Source organism: Hominimerdicola alba 8, from assembly GCF_000178155.2.
Lineage (GTDB): Bacteria > Bacillota > Clostridia > Oscillospirales > Ruminococcaceae > Hominimerdicola > Hominimerdicola alba_C.
In genome coordinates, this window is sequence record NZ_ADKM02000062.1 from 121,893 (window position 1) to 136,930 (window position 15,038).

The window sequence follows — 15,038 nt, forward strand, 5'->3', positions numbered from 1 at the left end:
GTTCTTACTCAGCTTTATCTGGCGGCAAAGTTTCAGCTAAAACGGCTCGCTTTCGTTCATGCCAATAATTATGAATTATGAATTAAATTTAAGCCCACGGGTTGGAGGATTCGGGCTGACGTATGCCCGCAAGGAGAAATTGCTCCCACAGATACCACTTGCCGTCTTTGGCAAGACGAAGCGTCACTGCGCGGGGGCTGTCAGCACCGCCCGACTGCAAATACAGCTTGGCATAGCCCTGTTCCTGATATGAATAGGGGTTCTCGCTGACTTTTACAGTGTAAGGCTCGGCGGGCTTGTAGTCGTTATTGGGGGTCGCACCGACAAAGTAACTGCGCGGCACATAGTCTGCCGCCGAAAAACGGTCGCGCAAAAACTGCTGTTCGTAGGCTGAAAGCGGCTGAGGACCTTTCAGCAGGCCGAGCATCTGAATGCTCGCGTCCTTGTCCTGCGGATAGAAGCACAGCGCCAGCACTGTCAGCGCGGCAGTGTCAAAAGGGTTTGCAAGCGCCGCCTGCGGAAGTGCCGCAAACTCGGCAAAATTTTCGGGAAGCCGCGCGAAAGTAACATCAACCGTTCTGTTGCCCGACTGCTGAGGTGCGTTTGTCGAAACAGGTGTGCCAATATTGTCAAAAAGTCCCATTAAAATTCTCCTTTCAGTCGTTGAGTGATATTCTTACAGAGTTTAACTCTGTGCCATTACGTGGTATCTTATGGAAACAGGCGCATTCTGCCTGAACCATGTATTGCGTTCAAACCTGTCAGTGTGGTCGATGGAAATGTGCGCCACGCTGTATTCCTTGATCAGGAACTTCACCCTGATGTCAGCCTGTTCGCAGACGGATATGTTAGTGAAGCCCAGCGCCCTCAGTTCATCGACTACTGTGCGGTAATCCCTGCCGCAGTAGCCCGCATCGGAATACGGCACGCAGATCTGACCGGGATGCGCCGCACGCTGTTCCTGCTCGCTGAGCGGAACATAAGCCGATATCAGCCATGCGATGTCAGCAGGAAGCCATTCGCCCACCTTTATATCAGTCCTGCCGCCTGCTGTTATGGCGACTGCGCTGTTGACTGCCGCGCCGTCCGCCTGGGTGGTGCGGGTGATGTTCACGTTGGTGAAGCCCGCTTCACGGAGTTCTGCCGCAACGGTGTTTGCGTCCTTTTTCAGGAAACTGCTCAGCGGCACGTTCATCGGCACATGGGTGCTCTGCTGACCGTTGTCGAGGTCATCGAGGTATTCCACCATGCGTTTGAAATCAGATGTGCTCGTCCACTTGTTGCACTGGTAAGCCCTAAGCGCGTTCAGCGGGTGGGTGGCGTGGTTGAACATCATGAACTCCATCACCTTGTTCCATGCCGACTCGTCCACCATCTTGTAATATTCCTCAGCCTGTTTCAGGAAAGCCGCTTTGTTCGCCGCTATGGGGATATTCTTATCAAAGCCTGCCAGACGCATACAGAGTTCGATGGTGTTTTCGCCCGAACCGTCGCAGACAGCCGCCGCCCTGTCAGCGGAATATTCACTGCACCGCATCCAGTAATAGAAAGCCATGCTGACAGGCTGGGTTATCAGCGGCGAGAGTTCCAGCATACTCAGCGCACCGCTCAGTATCAGTCTGCCCATAGTCAGGTATAGTACATGGTGGCAGGCGATATGTCCGCATTCATGGGCGAGAACAGTGGGCAGAAGTTCTTCGGGCACAGTGTTTATCAGCCCCGAAGTCATAACGATGAAAGGTTCATTATCGCCCGAAGTATAGGCGTTAGGATAGGGGTTCAGCGCCACGTAAAGTTCGGGGACGGGAATATCGAGCCGCTCGCAGATAGGCACAAGCATATCGTGATACTTAGCCATCTGTGTTTCATCAGCCCTTACGTATGTTGAAAGGTTGAGCAGTTTGAACTGCCTTTCGTTCCATATCTTCATAAAGCCGCGAAGAAGCTGGGTAAAGCCCGGTATCGCTTTAAGTGCGTTGAGCGCAGTGCGGTCAGATTCATGGATAAATAGGTCGTGATTTAATGCCATTTTTTGTCACCTCAGTTGTTTTACTATCATCGGTCAGAAGCCGATCTCTTTTTTCTTGACGGAAAGTCCGTCCGCAATCATTATATCACATACCGCCAAAACATGCAATAGTTATTAACTAATTTCGTGCAAATTGTTTCCTTTTCAACACCAAAGTTTCACCCTACGCACACCGACCCGATAACAGACAGCAAAAAAGCCGACGCATCACTGCATCGGCTCTGATATCATCTGTTGTTTATCGGCACATATTCCCTTTCTTTGGAAACTGCCTTGTATGCGGGTCTGATTATGCGCTTGCCTGTGACAAGTTCTTCAAACCTGTGTGCGCACCAGCCGGGCATTCTCGATACTGCGAACATGGGAGTAAACAGATCCTGCGGGATACCGAGCATTCTGTAGACGAAGCCCGAATACATATCCACGTTAGCGCACATAGCCTTGTCACTGCCCTTTACCTTCAGGAACAGTTCGGGTGTAAGGCGCTCGATAGTATCCAGCAGGCGGAACTCCTTCTCGAACTCCGTACCCTCAGCCATACGCTTTGCGTTAGCCTTAAGTATGACAGCGCGGGGGTCTGACAGGGTATATACTGCGTGACCCATGCCGTATATAAGACCCGATTTGTCGAATGCTTCCTTATTGAGCATCTTTATCAGGAAATCAGCGACCTCTCCCTCATCGTCCCAGTTGGCAACATTCGCCTTGATGCACTCGTGCATCGCTGACACCTTGATATTCGCGCCGCCGTGTTTAGGACCTTTCAGCGAGCCGATAGCTGCCGAATAAGCCGAATAGGGGTCAGTACCCGAAGAAGTCAGCACACGGCAGGCAAAAGTGGAGTTGTTGCCGCCGCCATGCTCAGCGTGGAGCATCATCAGCAGGTCGAGCAGTTTAGCTTCGTCATCGGTAAACTGCCTGTCGGGTCTGATGGCAGCCAGTATCATCTCGGCGGTGTTATGGTTGGGGTCAAGAGGGTGCAGGAACATCGTCTGATTGTCGAAAGTCCTCCGCTTGACCTGATATGCCAGCGTCATGATATAAGGCAGTTTGGAGATTATCGAGATAGCCGTCGCCATTTCGTATTCGGGGGCGCGGTTCTCAGGGTTATCATCGTAGGAATAAAGCGCCAGTATCGCGCGGGACATCTTGTTCATGATATCCTTAGAAGGCGCTTTGAGTATCATATCCGAGAAGAAATCCTGCGGCAGCGGACGGTTCTCCGCTATCATCATCTTGAACGCCGCAAGTTCGTCCTTATTTGGCAGTTCACCCAGCAGCAGCAGATAAACTATCTCTTCAAAGCCGAAACGGTTCTCTTTCACCGCATTGCCTACAAGATCGTTGATATTGTAGCCGCGATAGATCAGCTGACCTTCTATGGGCATTCTTTCGCCCTCATTGACAACATAGCCGTGAACGTTACAGATGTTGGTAAGACCTGCTGTAACGCCTGTACCGTCGGCGTTTCGCAGACCTCTCTTAACGCTGTATCTGTCGTAGAACTTAGGGTCTATGGTGTTGTTTGTAACAAACTGCTGGCAGAGCAGCTTTCTCGCTGTATCGTTTACCATTATGCTTCATCTCACTTTCATCACGTATTTAAATATTATACCACAGTTCGCCCTTTTTGTCAACTACCGCACAACGTTTAGAATTCATAATTCAGGGGAGAGTATCGTGCGTTTATTTTAAGGGCGTTCGCATACGCCCACGCCCTACAGTTTGAAATGCGTTTCCCACAGGTGAGCGATAAATTCCCGCCGCGAAAGTTTGTTGTTCTTATCCGTTGGAGATGGTGGCAAACCCACACCCTCCCCTAAAATTTGGCACGACCTTGCGACGAAACGGCAAACTATCGGTCATGCCAATGATCATGAATTACGGATCGTGAATAAAAAAAGCCCCCGATGCGCATAATAATACGCATCGGGGCTTTTAGTCATCAGTATTCAAAGAAGCCTGTCTGCGCATCGGGTGCGGCAGGTTCAGCGTTGCCGCCCTGATCGGGGACAACAGGCTGGTCGGTTACTGCGGGAGCATCTGTGTATACAGGCTCGGTCGCGGCGGTATCAGACCATGCCGATGTATCGGTGTTTATGTCGGTATCAGTATATACGCCCGTATCAGTCCACACATCGGAAGCTGAGGTGACGGGGTTGCCGTTAGCATCGGTGGCAGCAGTCCATACATCGGTATATTCAGGCTGGCTCTCGGTCGAGTCGGAAGTCTGAGTCCAGTAATATGTGCTTGAACTTGTCGTGGTGGTTTCGGTCTGTGAAGAGGACGAACTGTCGTTCTTCGGCTTTTCTTCCTCGATTATATCGCCCAGCTGGATAACGCCCCAGTATTCGCCCTGCTTTACCCATGCCCTGCCGTTATTGACAGGTCTTGCCTGTGCGAACTCGCCCGAACGCACTACCTGCTCGCCCGAAAAGTCGTAATAGCTGTAGAAGCCGTCTTTATAAACGGGGATATAGTCATCACAGAACAGGAACGGGTGAGTTATCATCTGGTCATCGTTGAGCATGCCGTTGTAGGCATTCGGGTCACCGTCACAGATAAAGTCGATGATCTGGCTGCCATCAGCATCGAAATAGCCCCACTTGCCCGAAGCGTTCATAAAAGCGACGGCAGTTGAGCCAACGCCCTTGTAGGTGGGGGCATAGTAAGCATCATACATGCAGTCTATTATAAGCTGACCCTCTTTAGCCATGCCGCACAGCGCACCTTCGGGTACAGTGACATCGAGTGTACCGTAGTCATCCATTTCTACCTGCGCTTCAGTGACAGCCACAGCCCTTTTGCCTGTATATTCAGTCACAGTGTTTTCGCCGCGCACGCCCTCAAAGACCTTCTGCGTAGCAGTATCCCAGTAGTAAACGTTGGTATCATCTTCGGTATGTTCGGGATAAGATGTGAGTTTTTTATCAGCACCGACAGTGCAGTACTCATATTCTTCCTTACGCTCATCGATAGCGTTGAACAGCACGATCTCACCGCAGCTGCACAGGTAGTAGTTATCATATTCGGGCTTTATCACAATGTTGCCCGAATAGTCGATAAGACCGTACTTGCCTGTCTGCCTGATGACTGAGTAATTCAGATACATCTTGCTGTCGGCATTATCAGGGTCGATGCGGCTGGCATCGAACGATATTATGTTGTCGGCTGTGATGGAAGGTCTTATCAGCCAGTCATATATCTGTTCTGCTTCAGCAGCTTCGGTGGGGCTGTAGTTATATGAACCTGTCATCTTGTCACTGCCGCCGCCTTTTGAGTTTATACCGGGCACCGAGCAGCCTGCCAGCATTACGGCTGCCGCAGCTGCCGCAGCTGCACCGCGCAATAGCTTATCCATTATTATTCCTCCTTACTAATGGTCACGTTCTGACGGTCATATATCTTTCTTTCAAGCACCGAAAGAACTCCCCCGCCCTGCCGTCACCACATTACGACCGCATCTGACAGGAGATAGCCATATAGTCTATTATATACCATCATTGCCCCTGTGTCAATATCGCTGCGGGCAAGATAGCAGTGAAAATTTTATCACAAATGCCGCAAAAAATCGGATTTTTTGCACAAAAACAGTCGGGCAGGAACGCCTCACCCGACTCTGAAACTCTTATCATGTCATCTTTCTTCTTATCTCGCAGACACGCCCGATGATGCGCAGCCCCAGTTCATTAGCCTCTCTTCTCGGCTCTGAGAACTCACGGAAATACACACGCTCCACGCCCTCTTTGACCACCGCATACAGACCTGTGGGACCTATCTCGTCAACACTGACCAGCAGGTAGTCACCGAACATCACGAATGGTCTGTTCTTGTCATCGCGGCAGATATAGAAACGGTAGTTGCCATGCTCAGCCCCCGCATACTCTTCGCCCCAAGCATTGTGGGGGTCATCAGCACTGTATACAGGCACCTTGATGATGCCGCTTGCCACATTCTCAACACCGTCAGCCGAGCGGCTCTCATACCCCAGCAGAGCGCCTTTTGTGGTGCCGAGCGCTTGTGCCAGCGCGGACAGCTTATCATCACGCGGCTTGAATTTGCCCGAAAGATACTGGCTTATGAACGACTTTGAAATACCTGTGCGCTTGCTCAGTTCAGCCTGTGTAAGGCTGCGTTCTGCCATAGCTGCACGCAGATTTTCTGCAAATGAACTCATATTTCTGTACTCCCCCATAAAGTCTGTGTTCAGAAATTCTTATCACTAATATTATACCACAATTCCCACAAAAGTCAAGTAACAATTTCTATATTTTTGCAGAATAGTTTTCCACAAACAGGAATATATGGCATTATCTTCTTTTTTGACGGTATACACATCAAAAAAGATATATAAATACAACAAATTTAACCTGCCTGACTTTGTGTATTTTACAGAAATATTAAAAATATATTGAAATTTGTGAATTATTATCGTATAATATATTTAGGAGGTGATCTCAGTGAACGAAAAAGATATACTTGAACTTGAAAACTGCGGTGTAGATTACCGTGAGGGTCTTGAAAAATTCATGGATGAGGCAGAGCTTTACGAGGGGCTGCTGGTGGATTTCCTCACCGAGAACACTTTTGATGAAGCAAAAAAATGCCTTGAAAGCGGCGACCGTGACGGCTTTATCAAAGCCTTTCACGCCATGAAATCGGTGACAGGCACGTTGTCGATGAACAGGCTTTACAGGCTTTGTTTTGACACTGTTGAAGCTGTGCGCAGCGGCGACGAGGTCAGGGCGCGCGAGAATTTTGGCAAGGCATATTCGGCTTACCGCCGCATCGCGGAATGTATCAGCCGCCTGCTGGCGGGCAGAGAAGATCTCCCAAAAGATAAGTGACAATACAAAAAAGGACGCTCCTGCCGATCTTAAGCAAGGGTGTCCTTTTTATCATATCAGAAAAGATCCCCCGATGATACACAGGGGACTTATGCTGTACAGTTCAGATATTCTTATTATAGATAAGATTAAGACCTTTAAGGAGCAGATCGTCATCTAAAATCATATCGCGCTTGCAGAGCGGCACGACCGTCTGTGCAAGACCACCTGTAGCGATGACTGTGCAGGTCTGACCCAGTTCTTCCTCAATGCGTTCCACCATGCCGTCAAGTGCGCAGGCTGTTGAGTACATCAGACCGCTTTTCAGACAGTCAACAGTGTTGGTGCCGATGACATGTCTGGGCTTCTCAAAAGCGAATTTCGGAAGCTGTGCTGTGCGCTGTATCAGCGCATCTGATGATACTGCCATACCTGTGACTATCATGCCGCCGAGATAGCGCTTCTTATCGTCCACCACCGAAAGGGTGGTCGCTGTGCCCATATCGATTATTATCATCGGTGCGGGGTATTCGTTTATGCCCGCCACTGCGTCCACCACAAGGTCACTGCCCAGCTGTGCGGGGTTGTCTATCACGATCGAAAGCCCTGTTTTCAGTCCCGGACCTACCACCTTAGGCTTTACGCCTATCAGTTTGCGCACCGCCGCCGAGAAAGTCGCCGTCATGGTGGGCACCACCGATGATATGATAGCGCCGCTTATGCTCTCGGGTTTGATGTCGTGCATATCCATAGCAGTCTTGAGATTGGCGGCGTATTCAAGGTCGGTCGCCAGTTGGTTTGTGTATATCCTCTCGCGGAAGATTATATCGTTCTCCTCGATACAGCCGAGTACGATGTTGGTGTTGCCTATATCCACAGCAAGCAGCATTATGGTTTACCTCCGTTATTTAAGTATCCCGCGCTTTTCCTTAAGCGCCAGTATCCTCAGCACGCTCTCATCTATTCGTTCTTCGGTAAGCGTGCCGTTGGCTACAGCATTCTCAACGCCCTTTACTGCGGCAGACAGATCTGCGGGCATAAGCAGTATATCATCGCCCGCCAGCAGGCACTTCACCGCAAGGTCACCGCTGTTGTAAAGATTCGCCACAGCGCCCATGCCCAGCGCATCAGTGACCACCACGCCTTTATATCCCAGTTTGCCGCGCAGTTCGCCGTTTATCATGGTCGAAGATATCGTAGCGGGCAGACCGTCTATATTTGACATGGTTATATGACCTGCCATCACCATATCCGCGCCTGCGGCTATACCGCTCTTAAATGCGAGATATTCCTGCTTTTCAAGCTGGCTGACAGTCTTATATGAACAAGCCATGCCCACATGCGAATCGGTGGCAGTATCGCCGTGACCCGGAAAATGCTTCAGCGTACAAGCCACGCCGCCGTCACCAAAGCCCTTTACCGCAGATGCCACAAGGGTGGCAGTTTCGCTGAAACTGTCGCTGTATGCGCGTCTGCCGATGACGGTGTTATTCGGGTTCGACCAGGTGTCAGCAACAGGTGCGAAGTCAAGATTGAAGCCCAGCGCCGCTATGTCATTCGCGATGGTATAGGCATTGCTGTAAGCCTTGTCAGTGCCCTGATAGCGGTATTCGTACATATTGTAGAAAGAAGTCGTGCCCAGCTTTTGTGCGCACCTTGCCACAGTGCCGCCCTCTTCATCAACAGAAACGAAAAGCGGCACAGCCGAATGACCGCTGTTATACTTCTGCGCCCAGCTTATGAGCCCCTTAGTCTGGGTGACATTATCGAGATTTGCGGCAAAAAGTATGATGCCGCCCACAGGGTGTTTTTTCAGCCCGCTGTCGAGGTTATCATCGGCATATATCACCTTATCATATCCCGTCAGCGATTCGGGCGTGACTATGAAAAGCTGGCAGACTTTCTCATGCAGTGTCATTTTATCAAGTGCCTTTTCAGCTTCCGACCTGTTGGCGTTAGGGTCGATGCCCTTGACTTTTGCAGCCAGAAGCGAGATATCCGACACGTTTACCTTTCCGTCGCCGTTCATGTCAGCCGCAGTGAGAGATGCCCCTTTCAGCGACTTTACACCCTTGACATGTGCCGCAGTTTTTGACACATCAGTGACATTGATGACACCGTCACCGCTGACATCGCCTGTCTTGTAACTGTCGGCGGCGTAAGCGTTTACGCTGAGCATTGCCGCCGCAGATGCCGCGCAGATGAATGCTGTTATTTTTTTACGCATTTTTTACTCCCCATATCCATATATATTTGCAGTCATGCCGACAGCTTTATGGTAAACGGCATAAAATTTCATACTTATCCCGCTCACAGATACACGCATTCGACACAGTCAATGCTGATCGCAGTATCTGCGAGAGGTCTATGTGAAATTTTTAATGTCGTTTACTATATATATTACCCCTTTAACTGCGGCAGTACTACTTTTCATTTTAGCACATCTGCCCCCCAAAGTCAATACAGGCAGACGGGTCATCTGCGCTATGCCTTTTGAGCATACACACTGTTTCAGAATAAGTATTTGCTATTTTACAGATATTGTGCTATACTCTCAGCAAGTTGAAAATGGCTCTTAACTTACGATAAACGAACGGAGGAATTCTATATGACCGAAGAAAAGCCGGAATTATAGCGATCCAACTTTTTAAATTCACAAAATCCAGTCGCAAAAGCTGGGATTTATGGGTTTTGTGACCGGATTTTGTCTGAATTTTAAGGCGGATCGCTATAGTGCAGGAATGGGACAAGACTTTCCCTAAATCAGACAAAGTATCGCACAGGAAAGTGACTTTCCACAACCGCTGCGGCATCACCCTTGCCGCAGACATGTACACCCCGCTGAACGCTGAGGGCAGACTGCCAGCGATAGCAATGTGCGGACCTTTCGGCGCGGTAAATGAGACACGCTCGGCAGTTATGGTAATGCACGGCGACAAGGCGCACAGCTTCTACTTCGGCAAGGACGCTTATGAGAACATGACCCGCGACAGCAAGTACGCCGACAACAAGGAACTGCCGGTCATCGAGGGTGCGGTACACACCGACCTTTATGACGGCGGCGACAGAAGTGCGATACCTTTTGACAAGCCGGCTGATTTCTACAATAGATATATGGGTAAATAGATTTTGGTGTAAACTTGTTTTCTTTAAGGTAAAATTAAGCGGTGCGGGATATAATATAGTCTGACTCAGAGAAAGAGTCGTATAGAAACACCCTCACCTATAACTGATTTTACCGCAGGACAGCCTTCCGACATGGTCGGGGGCTGTTTTGTTTTCGAGTTATCCTTATCTTCCCCAAAATTCGGGCGGCAGAAATAAAAAATGTTTTAACTGAAATTCTTTAAAGTAAATTTAAGCAAAGCGGGGTATACTGTAAACAGGTTCAGAAAAAGAACACGATAATACAGCATTCACCGTCTCCTATAAATAATTTTACCGCAGAATAGCTCTCCGACATGGTCGGGGGGCTGTTTTGTTTGCGGGGATTTTTTTGCGAGAATACAACTTTTTTAAGGTCGGTTTAAGTGAGCGGGAGTATACTATAGTCAGGCTCAAAAAAGAGCGAAGCAAGATAGAATTCACCCTCTCCTATAGATAATTTTACCGCAGAATAGCTCTCCGACATGGTCGGGGGGCTGTTTTGTTTGCGGGGATTTTTTTGCGAGAATACAACTTTTTTAAGGTCGGTTTAAGTGAGCGGGAGTATACTATAGTCAGGCTCAAAAAAGAGCGAAGCAAGATAGAATTCACCCTCTCCTATAAATATTTTTACCGCAGAATAGCTCTCCGACATGGTCGGGGGGCTGTTTTGTTTGCGTATGTTTTTTGCGAGAATACAACTTTTTTAAGGTCGGTTTAAGTGAGCGGGAGTATACTATAGTCAGGCTCAAAAAAGAGCGTAACAACATAGACTTAACCCTCTCCTATAAATAATTTTACCGCAGGATGGCTCTCCGACATGGTCGGGGGGCTGTTTTGTTTGCGTATACAGCTGTGTATATACAGTCGAGGTTTTTATTTTGTGCATATAGTACATTCGGAACGTGATTTATGCCAGCTGTATTGTGCTTTATCCTCAAACTTTTGCTGACCGTATTGACAAAACTGTGTAAACTGTGTATACTGTATACATACAGTTCGGACGAGATAAACAGTGAACACAGTTCGGGCTGAGAAATAACAAAAGTGTAAGACAAAACAGAGGAGGCAATACTATGAAAAAGAAAAACTACAGGCAGATACGCACTGACGGTATCGCGCAGTATTCGCGGCGGTCGTTCTGAGCAAGACAGCAAAAGCAGAAAAGATAAAAAGGAAACGTGGTTATCCCGCTGACACACCACAAAAACGGCGGTTTTACAGAACTTAAGGTGGTTGGCGTATGGGCGCTCAATTATCCTTTTGTTTACAGCATTTTCAGCTATAGCAATCCAACTGTTTAAATTCACAAAATCCAGTCGCAAAAGCTAGGATTTATGGGTTTTGTGACTGGATTTTGTCTGAATTTTAAGGCGGATTGCTATAGTGTGCTAAATGGATAGTCATAAAAAGAAACGGAACTATAAAGAAAGACAGGCGACAAAATGGAAATAAAGATAGACACAAATTGCCATCAGCCGATGATAGAGCAGGTGGCGGGGCAGATACGTGCGCTGATAGAGGACGGCAGTCTGGCGCGGGGGGAAGTTCTTCCCGCTGTAAGGGTGCTGGCAGATAAACTGAACATCAGCAGGCTGACCACAGGCAGGGCTTATGAAGCGCTTTGCAGAGAGGGTATACTGCGCCGCACCGATGATGGCTTCACGGTGGTATGACAGAACAGAGAAAACGAGATAAAACACAGGGAAATGAGGTGGATAGATGAATATATTTATAGATAACAAAAGCGGTGCGCCGATATACGACCAGATATACAGTCAGATAAAAAGCCAGATAATCAGCGGGGCGCTGAAAGAGGACGAAGCACTGCCCTCCATAAGGAACCTCGCAAAAGACCTCAAGATAAGTGTTGTGACCACCAAACGTGCTTATGACGAACTTGAGCGCGAGGGTTTTATCTACACCATAGCGGCTAAAGGCTGTTTCGTGGCACCGAAGAACGTTGAACTTATAAGAGAAGCAAATCTCAGAAAAATAGAAGAACTCATGACAGAGATAGGCAAGCTGGCGGCAGCCTGCGGACTGTCAAAGCAGGAACTTATCGAGATGTTCGAGTACATCTCGGAGGAGGAATAACAAAATGACAAATGCGATAGAGATAAGAGGACTGGTAAAGGAATACAAGGATTTCAGGCTGAACAGCGTTGACCTGACGCTTCCGGGCGGCTGTATACTGGGTCTGATAGGTGAGAACGGCGCGGGCAAATCCACGCTGATAAAGTGTCTGCTGGGCGTGATACTCAAAAATGAGGGAAGCATTAAAATCCTCGGCAGAGATGCAGACACCGAACTTGCGGACATCAAAGAGGATATCGGCGTGGTGATGGACGAAGTCGGCATACCCGACAGCTTCAGATACAAGCACATAAATGCGGTGATGAAGAACACTTTCCGAAACTGGGACGAGAAGCTGTTTGAAAGCTATATGGACAAATTCAAACTCCCGCGTGACAAGAAGTTCAAGGAATTCTCGCGAGGCATGAAAATGAAGATGGGCATAGCCATAGCGCTCTCACACAATGCAAAACTGCTGGTGCTGGACGAAGCCACAAACGGTCTTGACCCTGTGATAAGGGACGAAGTTACCGATATCTTCTACGAATTCACCCGCGATGAAGAACATTCGATACTGATATCTTCGCACATAGTCAGCGACCTTGAAAAGCTGTGCGATTATGTTTCGTTCATACACAAGGGGCAGGTGCTCCTTAATGAGGAGAAAGATGTTCTGCTGGAAGAATATGCCATAGCACACACCACCGAAGAAGAGCTGAAAGAACTTGACCCGTCAGCGATACGCGGCAGGAAATCGGGCAAATACGGCGTTCAGGTGCTTGTCAGGAGAGATGCTGTCCCCGCAGGCATGAAACTTTCGCCTGTGACCATAGAAGAGTTGTTCATATTTATGATAAAAGAGATAGACTGACATCGCTGAGGAGTTGACCACATGAAAGGCATACTGACTAAGGATATCATATCACTGAAAATAAACTACAAGACAGTTTTATTCTGTGAGTTGTTCATTTCTGTACTGTCAGCGCTGTCATCGTTCAAAAAGGGTGCTGTTTCGGCAGTAATACCCATCGGTTCAGCGATATTGGCAGAGATGCTCACTATGGCACTGTTCTTTGAAGACGAAAAAACAGGTTTTGACAAGACCATAGCGCTGTTCCCCATAAGCCGCCGACAGGAAGTGCTGGGGAGATATATTTCGGCACTGCTGACTGCTGCTGCCCAGACGGTGATATTTTTCATACCTGTAACAGCAGGCGCGTTCATGGGCGGGCACAGTGATATCACACCGATCATCTCGGCAGCATTGCTGTTATTCACGATATGCCTTGTTTTTGCCGCGATCATATACCTGAGCATTTACGGACCGGGTGCAAAAAAAGGCAAAAAAGGTTTTTATAGCGGCAGGAGGGTGCATCATCTCCGTTATTGGTCCCCGGTCTGTGATACCCGAACGACCTTTCTTCGATAAATTTTCGCCGCCCACAGACAAGATGATGCTGTTTACAGTCATCGGCATCGCATTTACCGCGATATCCTGCCTGTTATCTGCGGCATTCTACGAAAAGAAAGATATATAACAAGATAAGGAGCAAACAATATGAAAGGCATACTTACAAAAGAAAAATATGTTATATGGCATACATGCAGTCTGTATCTGATAATACCGCTGTTCTTCTATGTCATAATGATAGTCACGCTGTTTATCAGGAAAACCACTCTGGACGGTTTCCCGATAGGCATGGTATACATGTTTATGGGCATAACCCCCATCGCGACCACAAACGCTGATATACAGAGCAGGTGGAACACAAGCTGTCTGACGATGCCCTACAGCCGCAGTCAAATAGTATCTGCAAAGTATATATGCGCACTTATACTTACGGCGGGCGTTACAGTATCGTGGCTGATGATGATATTTATATGCCGTATGCTGGGCGCTGACATCACAGTAAACACCATACTCAGCCTGACATTTACGGGTATAGCATTCGGGCTGATGCCTGCGTCGATATTTCTGCCGCTCAGCTTCAAGTGGTACAACACCACAGGCGGCAAGCGAGTTGTTCTGGGCGGTATCATGGGCGGCGTTATAGGCGCTGCGGACTCTTATATTTTGAGCAATGTACCCGGTGCAAAAGGTTCAGCGATATTCATGGGCATGATGACAGCAGTGTTCTTCATCTCGTGGCTCATCTCCGTGAAAATATTTGAGAGGAAAGATGTCTGATGAACAACAGATTAAAGGCACTGCTGCTGACCGACTGGTACAGCATGAAGCTGATGTACATATCGACTTTTATCATGATATTGGCGTGCAGCGGCACAGCGCTCGCCTCAGCTATGGACACAGGAAAGGCAGTTTTAAATCCTGCATGTATGATGGGGCTTTACGGCATAATGCTAAATGCTTCGGCGTTCGGCTATGACAAGCTAAACAATGTTGGCACTGCCCGCCGCGCCATGCCATACACTGACCGTGAACTGGTGCTGTTCAGGTATCTGCCGATATATGCGGCGGCGCTGTTTTATGTCATAGTGACGGTACTTGTGCTGGTCATCGGCGGTGCGGCACACGGTTTTGCTGAGGGTTTCGGCAAACAGCTGATGTTCAGCATAGCGACAGGGCTTGATGTTATGCTTATTCTGCCGATGCTGTTTTACCCGTTCATATTCAGGTACGGTTACGGGAAAGTACAGAATGTTTACGGTGTCATCTCAGCACTTCTGGCATTGGCAGGATTTTCAGCATTCATGTACCTGACTGTCGGCAGTTCAGACGACAGCATAAGTACAGCATTCACAGTCCCCTATTGGGTGAGTTTTGCAAACATACTGCTGATATGTGCATTCTCAGCGATATCGTTAAAGGTATCGGTAAGGCATATCGGAGAAGCAGAGTGATATGATGCAGTGAAAATGGCGGAAATTTCGGTTTCCGCCATTTTTTGCGTGGTAAGATATGGAGTGCCGTACCTTATGGTAGGGCAGGGGGCGCACGCGGC

General features: G+C 48.4%; 15 protein-coding genes. 8 read left to right on the plus strand and 7 right to left on the minus strand.

Translation table 11 applies throughout. From position 1 onward, the window contains the following. Nucleotides 1–88 precede the first annotated feature (88 nt). The 5 genes from CUS_RS05915 to CUS_RS05935 all read right to left on the minus strand — a co-directional run bounded on the left by CUS_RS05915 (nt 89) and on the right by CUS_RS05935 (nt 6,206). Nucleotides 89–643: a DUF6935 domain-containing protein gene (locus tag CUS_RS05915; RefSeq protein ID WP_002848606.1), complete on the minus strand. Its 555-nt coding sequence runs from the start codon at nt 641–643 to the stop codon at nt 89–91. Nucleotides 644–685: 42 nt separating this feature from the next. Next, on the minus strand, nt 686–2,029 hold the full coding sequence (locus CUS_RS05920; RefSeq protein ID WP_002848406.1) for a M48 family metallopeptidase: 1,344 nt from the start codon (nt 2,027–2,029) through the stop codon (nt 686–688). A gap of 227 nt (nt 2,030–2,256) precedes the next feature. Next, complete coding sequence (locus CUS_RS05925; protein ID WP_002848657.1) at nt 2,257–3,603, minus strand: citrate/2-methylcitrate synthase; 1,347 nt, start codon at nt 3,601–3,603, stop codon at nt 2,257–2,259. Between the two features lie 371 nt (nt 3,604–3,974). Beyond that, complete coding sequence (locus CUS_RS05930; protein WP_002848242.1) at nt 3,975–5,390, minus strand: WG repeat-containing protein; 1,416 nt, start codon at nt 5,388–5,390, stop codon at nt 3,975–3,977. Between the two features lie 270 nt (nt 5,391–5,660). Then, on the minus strand, nt 5,661–6,206 hold the full coding sequence (locus CUS_RS05935) for a helix-turn-helix domain-containing protein (RefSeq protein ID WP_002848528.1): 546 nt from the start codon (nt 6,204–6,206) through the stop codon (nt 5,661–5,663). Between the two features lie 283 nt (nt 6,207–6,489). On the opposite strand from CUS_RS05935, the gene CUS_RS05940 reads away from it, so the two are divergent. Beyond that, a complete protein-coding gene (locus tag CUS_RS05940) occupies nt 6,490–6,876 on the plus strand; it encodes an Hpt domain-containing protein (protein WP_002848593.1) in 387 nt (128 codons plus the stop codon). 103 nt (nt 6,877–6,979) lie between these two features. On the opposite strand, the gene CUS_RS05945 is transcribed toward CUS_RS05940, so the two are convergent. Both CUS_RS05945 and CUS_RS05950 read right to left on the minus strand, forming a co-directional pair. Beyond that, nucleotides 6,980–7,744, minus strand: coding sequence for a type III pantothenate kinase (locus tag CUS_RS05945; RefSeq protein WP_002848602.1), 765 nt, complete (start codon nt 7,742–7,744; stop codon nt 6,980–6,982). Nucleotides 7,745–7,759: 15 nt separating this feature from the next. After that, on the minus strand, nt 7,760–9,082 hold the full coding sequence (locus CUS_RS05950; protein WP_002848328.1) for a glycoside hydrolase family 3 N-terminal domain-containing protein: 1,323 nt from the start codon (nt 9,080–9,082) through the stop codon (nt 7,760–7,762). Between the two features lie 497 nt (nt 9,083–9,579). Between CUS_RS05950 and CUS_RS05955 the strand changes: the two genes are divergently transcribed. The 7 genes from CUS_RS05955 to CUS_RS05985 all read left to right on the plus strand — a co-directional run bounded on the left by CUS_RS05955 (nt 9,580) and on the right by CUS_RS05985 (nt 14,937). Beyond that, nucleotides 9,580–9,981 (plus strand): alpha/beta hydrolase, encoded by a 402-nt coding sequence (locus tag CUS_RS05955; protein WP_415753083.1) that lies wholly within the window; start codon nt 9,580–9,582, stop codon nt 9,979–9,981. A 1,463-nt stretch (nt 9,982–11,444) separates the two neighbouring features. Continuing rightward, nucleotides 11,445–11,675, plus strand: coding sequence for a GntR family transcriptional regulator (locus CUS_RS05960; protein ID WP_002848471.1), 231 nt, complete (start codon nt 11,445–11,447; stop codon nt 11,673–11,675). Between the two features lie 46 nt (nt 11,676–11,721). Then, nucleotides 11,722–12,096, plus strand: a complete 375-nt coding sequence (locus tag CUS_RS05965) for a GntR family transcriptional regulator (protein ID WP_002848182.1) — start codon at nt 11,722–11,724, stop codon at nt 12,094–12,096. A 4-nt stretch (nt 12,097–12,100) separates the two neighbouring features. After that, nucleotides 12,101–12,946, plus strand: coding sequence for an ABC transporter ATP-binding protein (locus CUS_RS05970; RefSeq protein WP_002848172.1), 846 nt, complete (start codon nt 12,101–12,103; stop codon nt 12,944–12,946). A gap of 21 nt (nt 12,947–12,967) precedes the next feature. Then, nucleotides 12,968–13,504, plus strand: coding sequence for an ABC-2 transporter permease (locus tag CUS_RS05975; RefSeq protein WP_002848397.1), 537 nt, complete (start codon nt 12,968–12,970; stop codon nt 13,502–13,504). 129 nt (nt 13,505–13,633) lie between these two features. Next, nucleotides 13,634–14,263, plus strand: coding sequence for an ABC-2 transporter permease (locus CUS_RS05980; RefSeq protein ID WP_002848371.1), 630 nt, complete (start codon nt 13,634–13,636; stop codon nt 14,261–14,263). Continuing rightward, entirely contained in the window at nt 14,263–14,937 is a 675-nt protein-coding gene (locus tag CUS_RS05985) for an ABC-2 transporter permease (protein WP_002848583.1), read from the plus strand. Before CUS_RS05980 ends, CUS_RS05985 begins: the two co-directional genes overlap by 1 nt. Nucleotides 14,938–15,038 lie beyond the last annotated feature (101 nt).

What these genes read in the sequence shown, in the direction of transcription:
- CUS_RS05935 (WP_002848528.1), bottom strand. Translation starts at nt 6,206, where the DNA reads ATGAGTTCATTTGCAGAAAATCTGCGTGCAGCTATGGCAGAACGCAGC.
- CUS_RS05970 (WP_002848172.1), top strand. Translation starts at nt 12,101, where the DNA reads ATGACAAATGCGATAGAGATAAGAGGACTGGTAAAGGAATACAAGGAT.
- CUS_RS05945 (WP_002848602.1), bottom strand. Translation starts at nt 7,744, where the DNA reads ATGCTGCTTGCTGTGGATATAGGCAACACCAACATCGTACTCGGCTGT.
- CUS_RS05950 (WP_002848328.1), bottom strand. Translation starts at nt 9,082, where the DNA reads ATGCGTAAAAAAATAACAGCATTCATCTGCGCGGCATCTGCGGCGGCA.
- CUS_RS05985 (WP_002848583.1), top strand. Translation starts at nt 14,263, where the DNA reads ATGAACAACAGATTAAAGGCACTGCTGCTGACCGACTGGTACAGCATG.
- CUS_RS05915 (WP_002848606.1), bottom strand. Translation starts at nt 643, where the DNA reads ATGGGACTTTTTGACAATATTGGCACACCTGTTTCGACAAACGCACCT.
- CUS_RS05920 (WP_002848406.1), bottom strand. Translation starts at nt 2,029, where the DNA reads ATGGCATTAAATCACGACCTATTTATCCATGAATCTGACCGCACTGCG.
- CUS_RS05980 (WP_002848371.1), top strand. Translation starts at nt 13,634, where the DNA reads ATGAAAGGCATACTTACAAAAGAAAAATATGTTATATGGCATACATGC.
- CUS_RS05960 (WP_002848471.1), top strand. Translation starts at nt 11,445, where the DNA reads ATGGAAATAAAGATAGACACAAATTGCCATCAGCCGATGATAGAGCAG.
- CUS_RS05930 (WP_002848242.1), bottom strand. Translation starts at nt 5,390, where the DNA reads ATGGATAAGCTATTGCGCGGTGCAGCTGCGGCAGCTGCGGCAGCCGTA.
- CUS_RS05925 (WP_002848657.1), bottom strand. Translation starts at nt 3,603, where the DNA reads ATGGTAAACGATACAGCGAGAAAGCTGCTCTGCCAGCAGTTTGTTACA.
- CUS_RS05975 (WP_002848397.1), top strand. Translation starts at nt 12,968, where the DNA reads ATGAAAGGCATACTGACTAAGGATATCATATCACTGAAAATAAACTAC.
- CUS_RS05965 (WP_002848182.1), top strand. Translation starts at nt 11,722, where the DNA reads ATGAATATATTTATAGATAACAAAAGCGGTGCGCCGATATACGACCAG.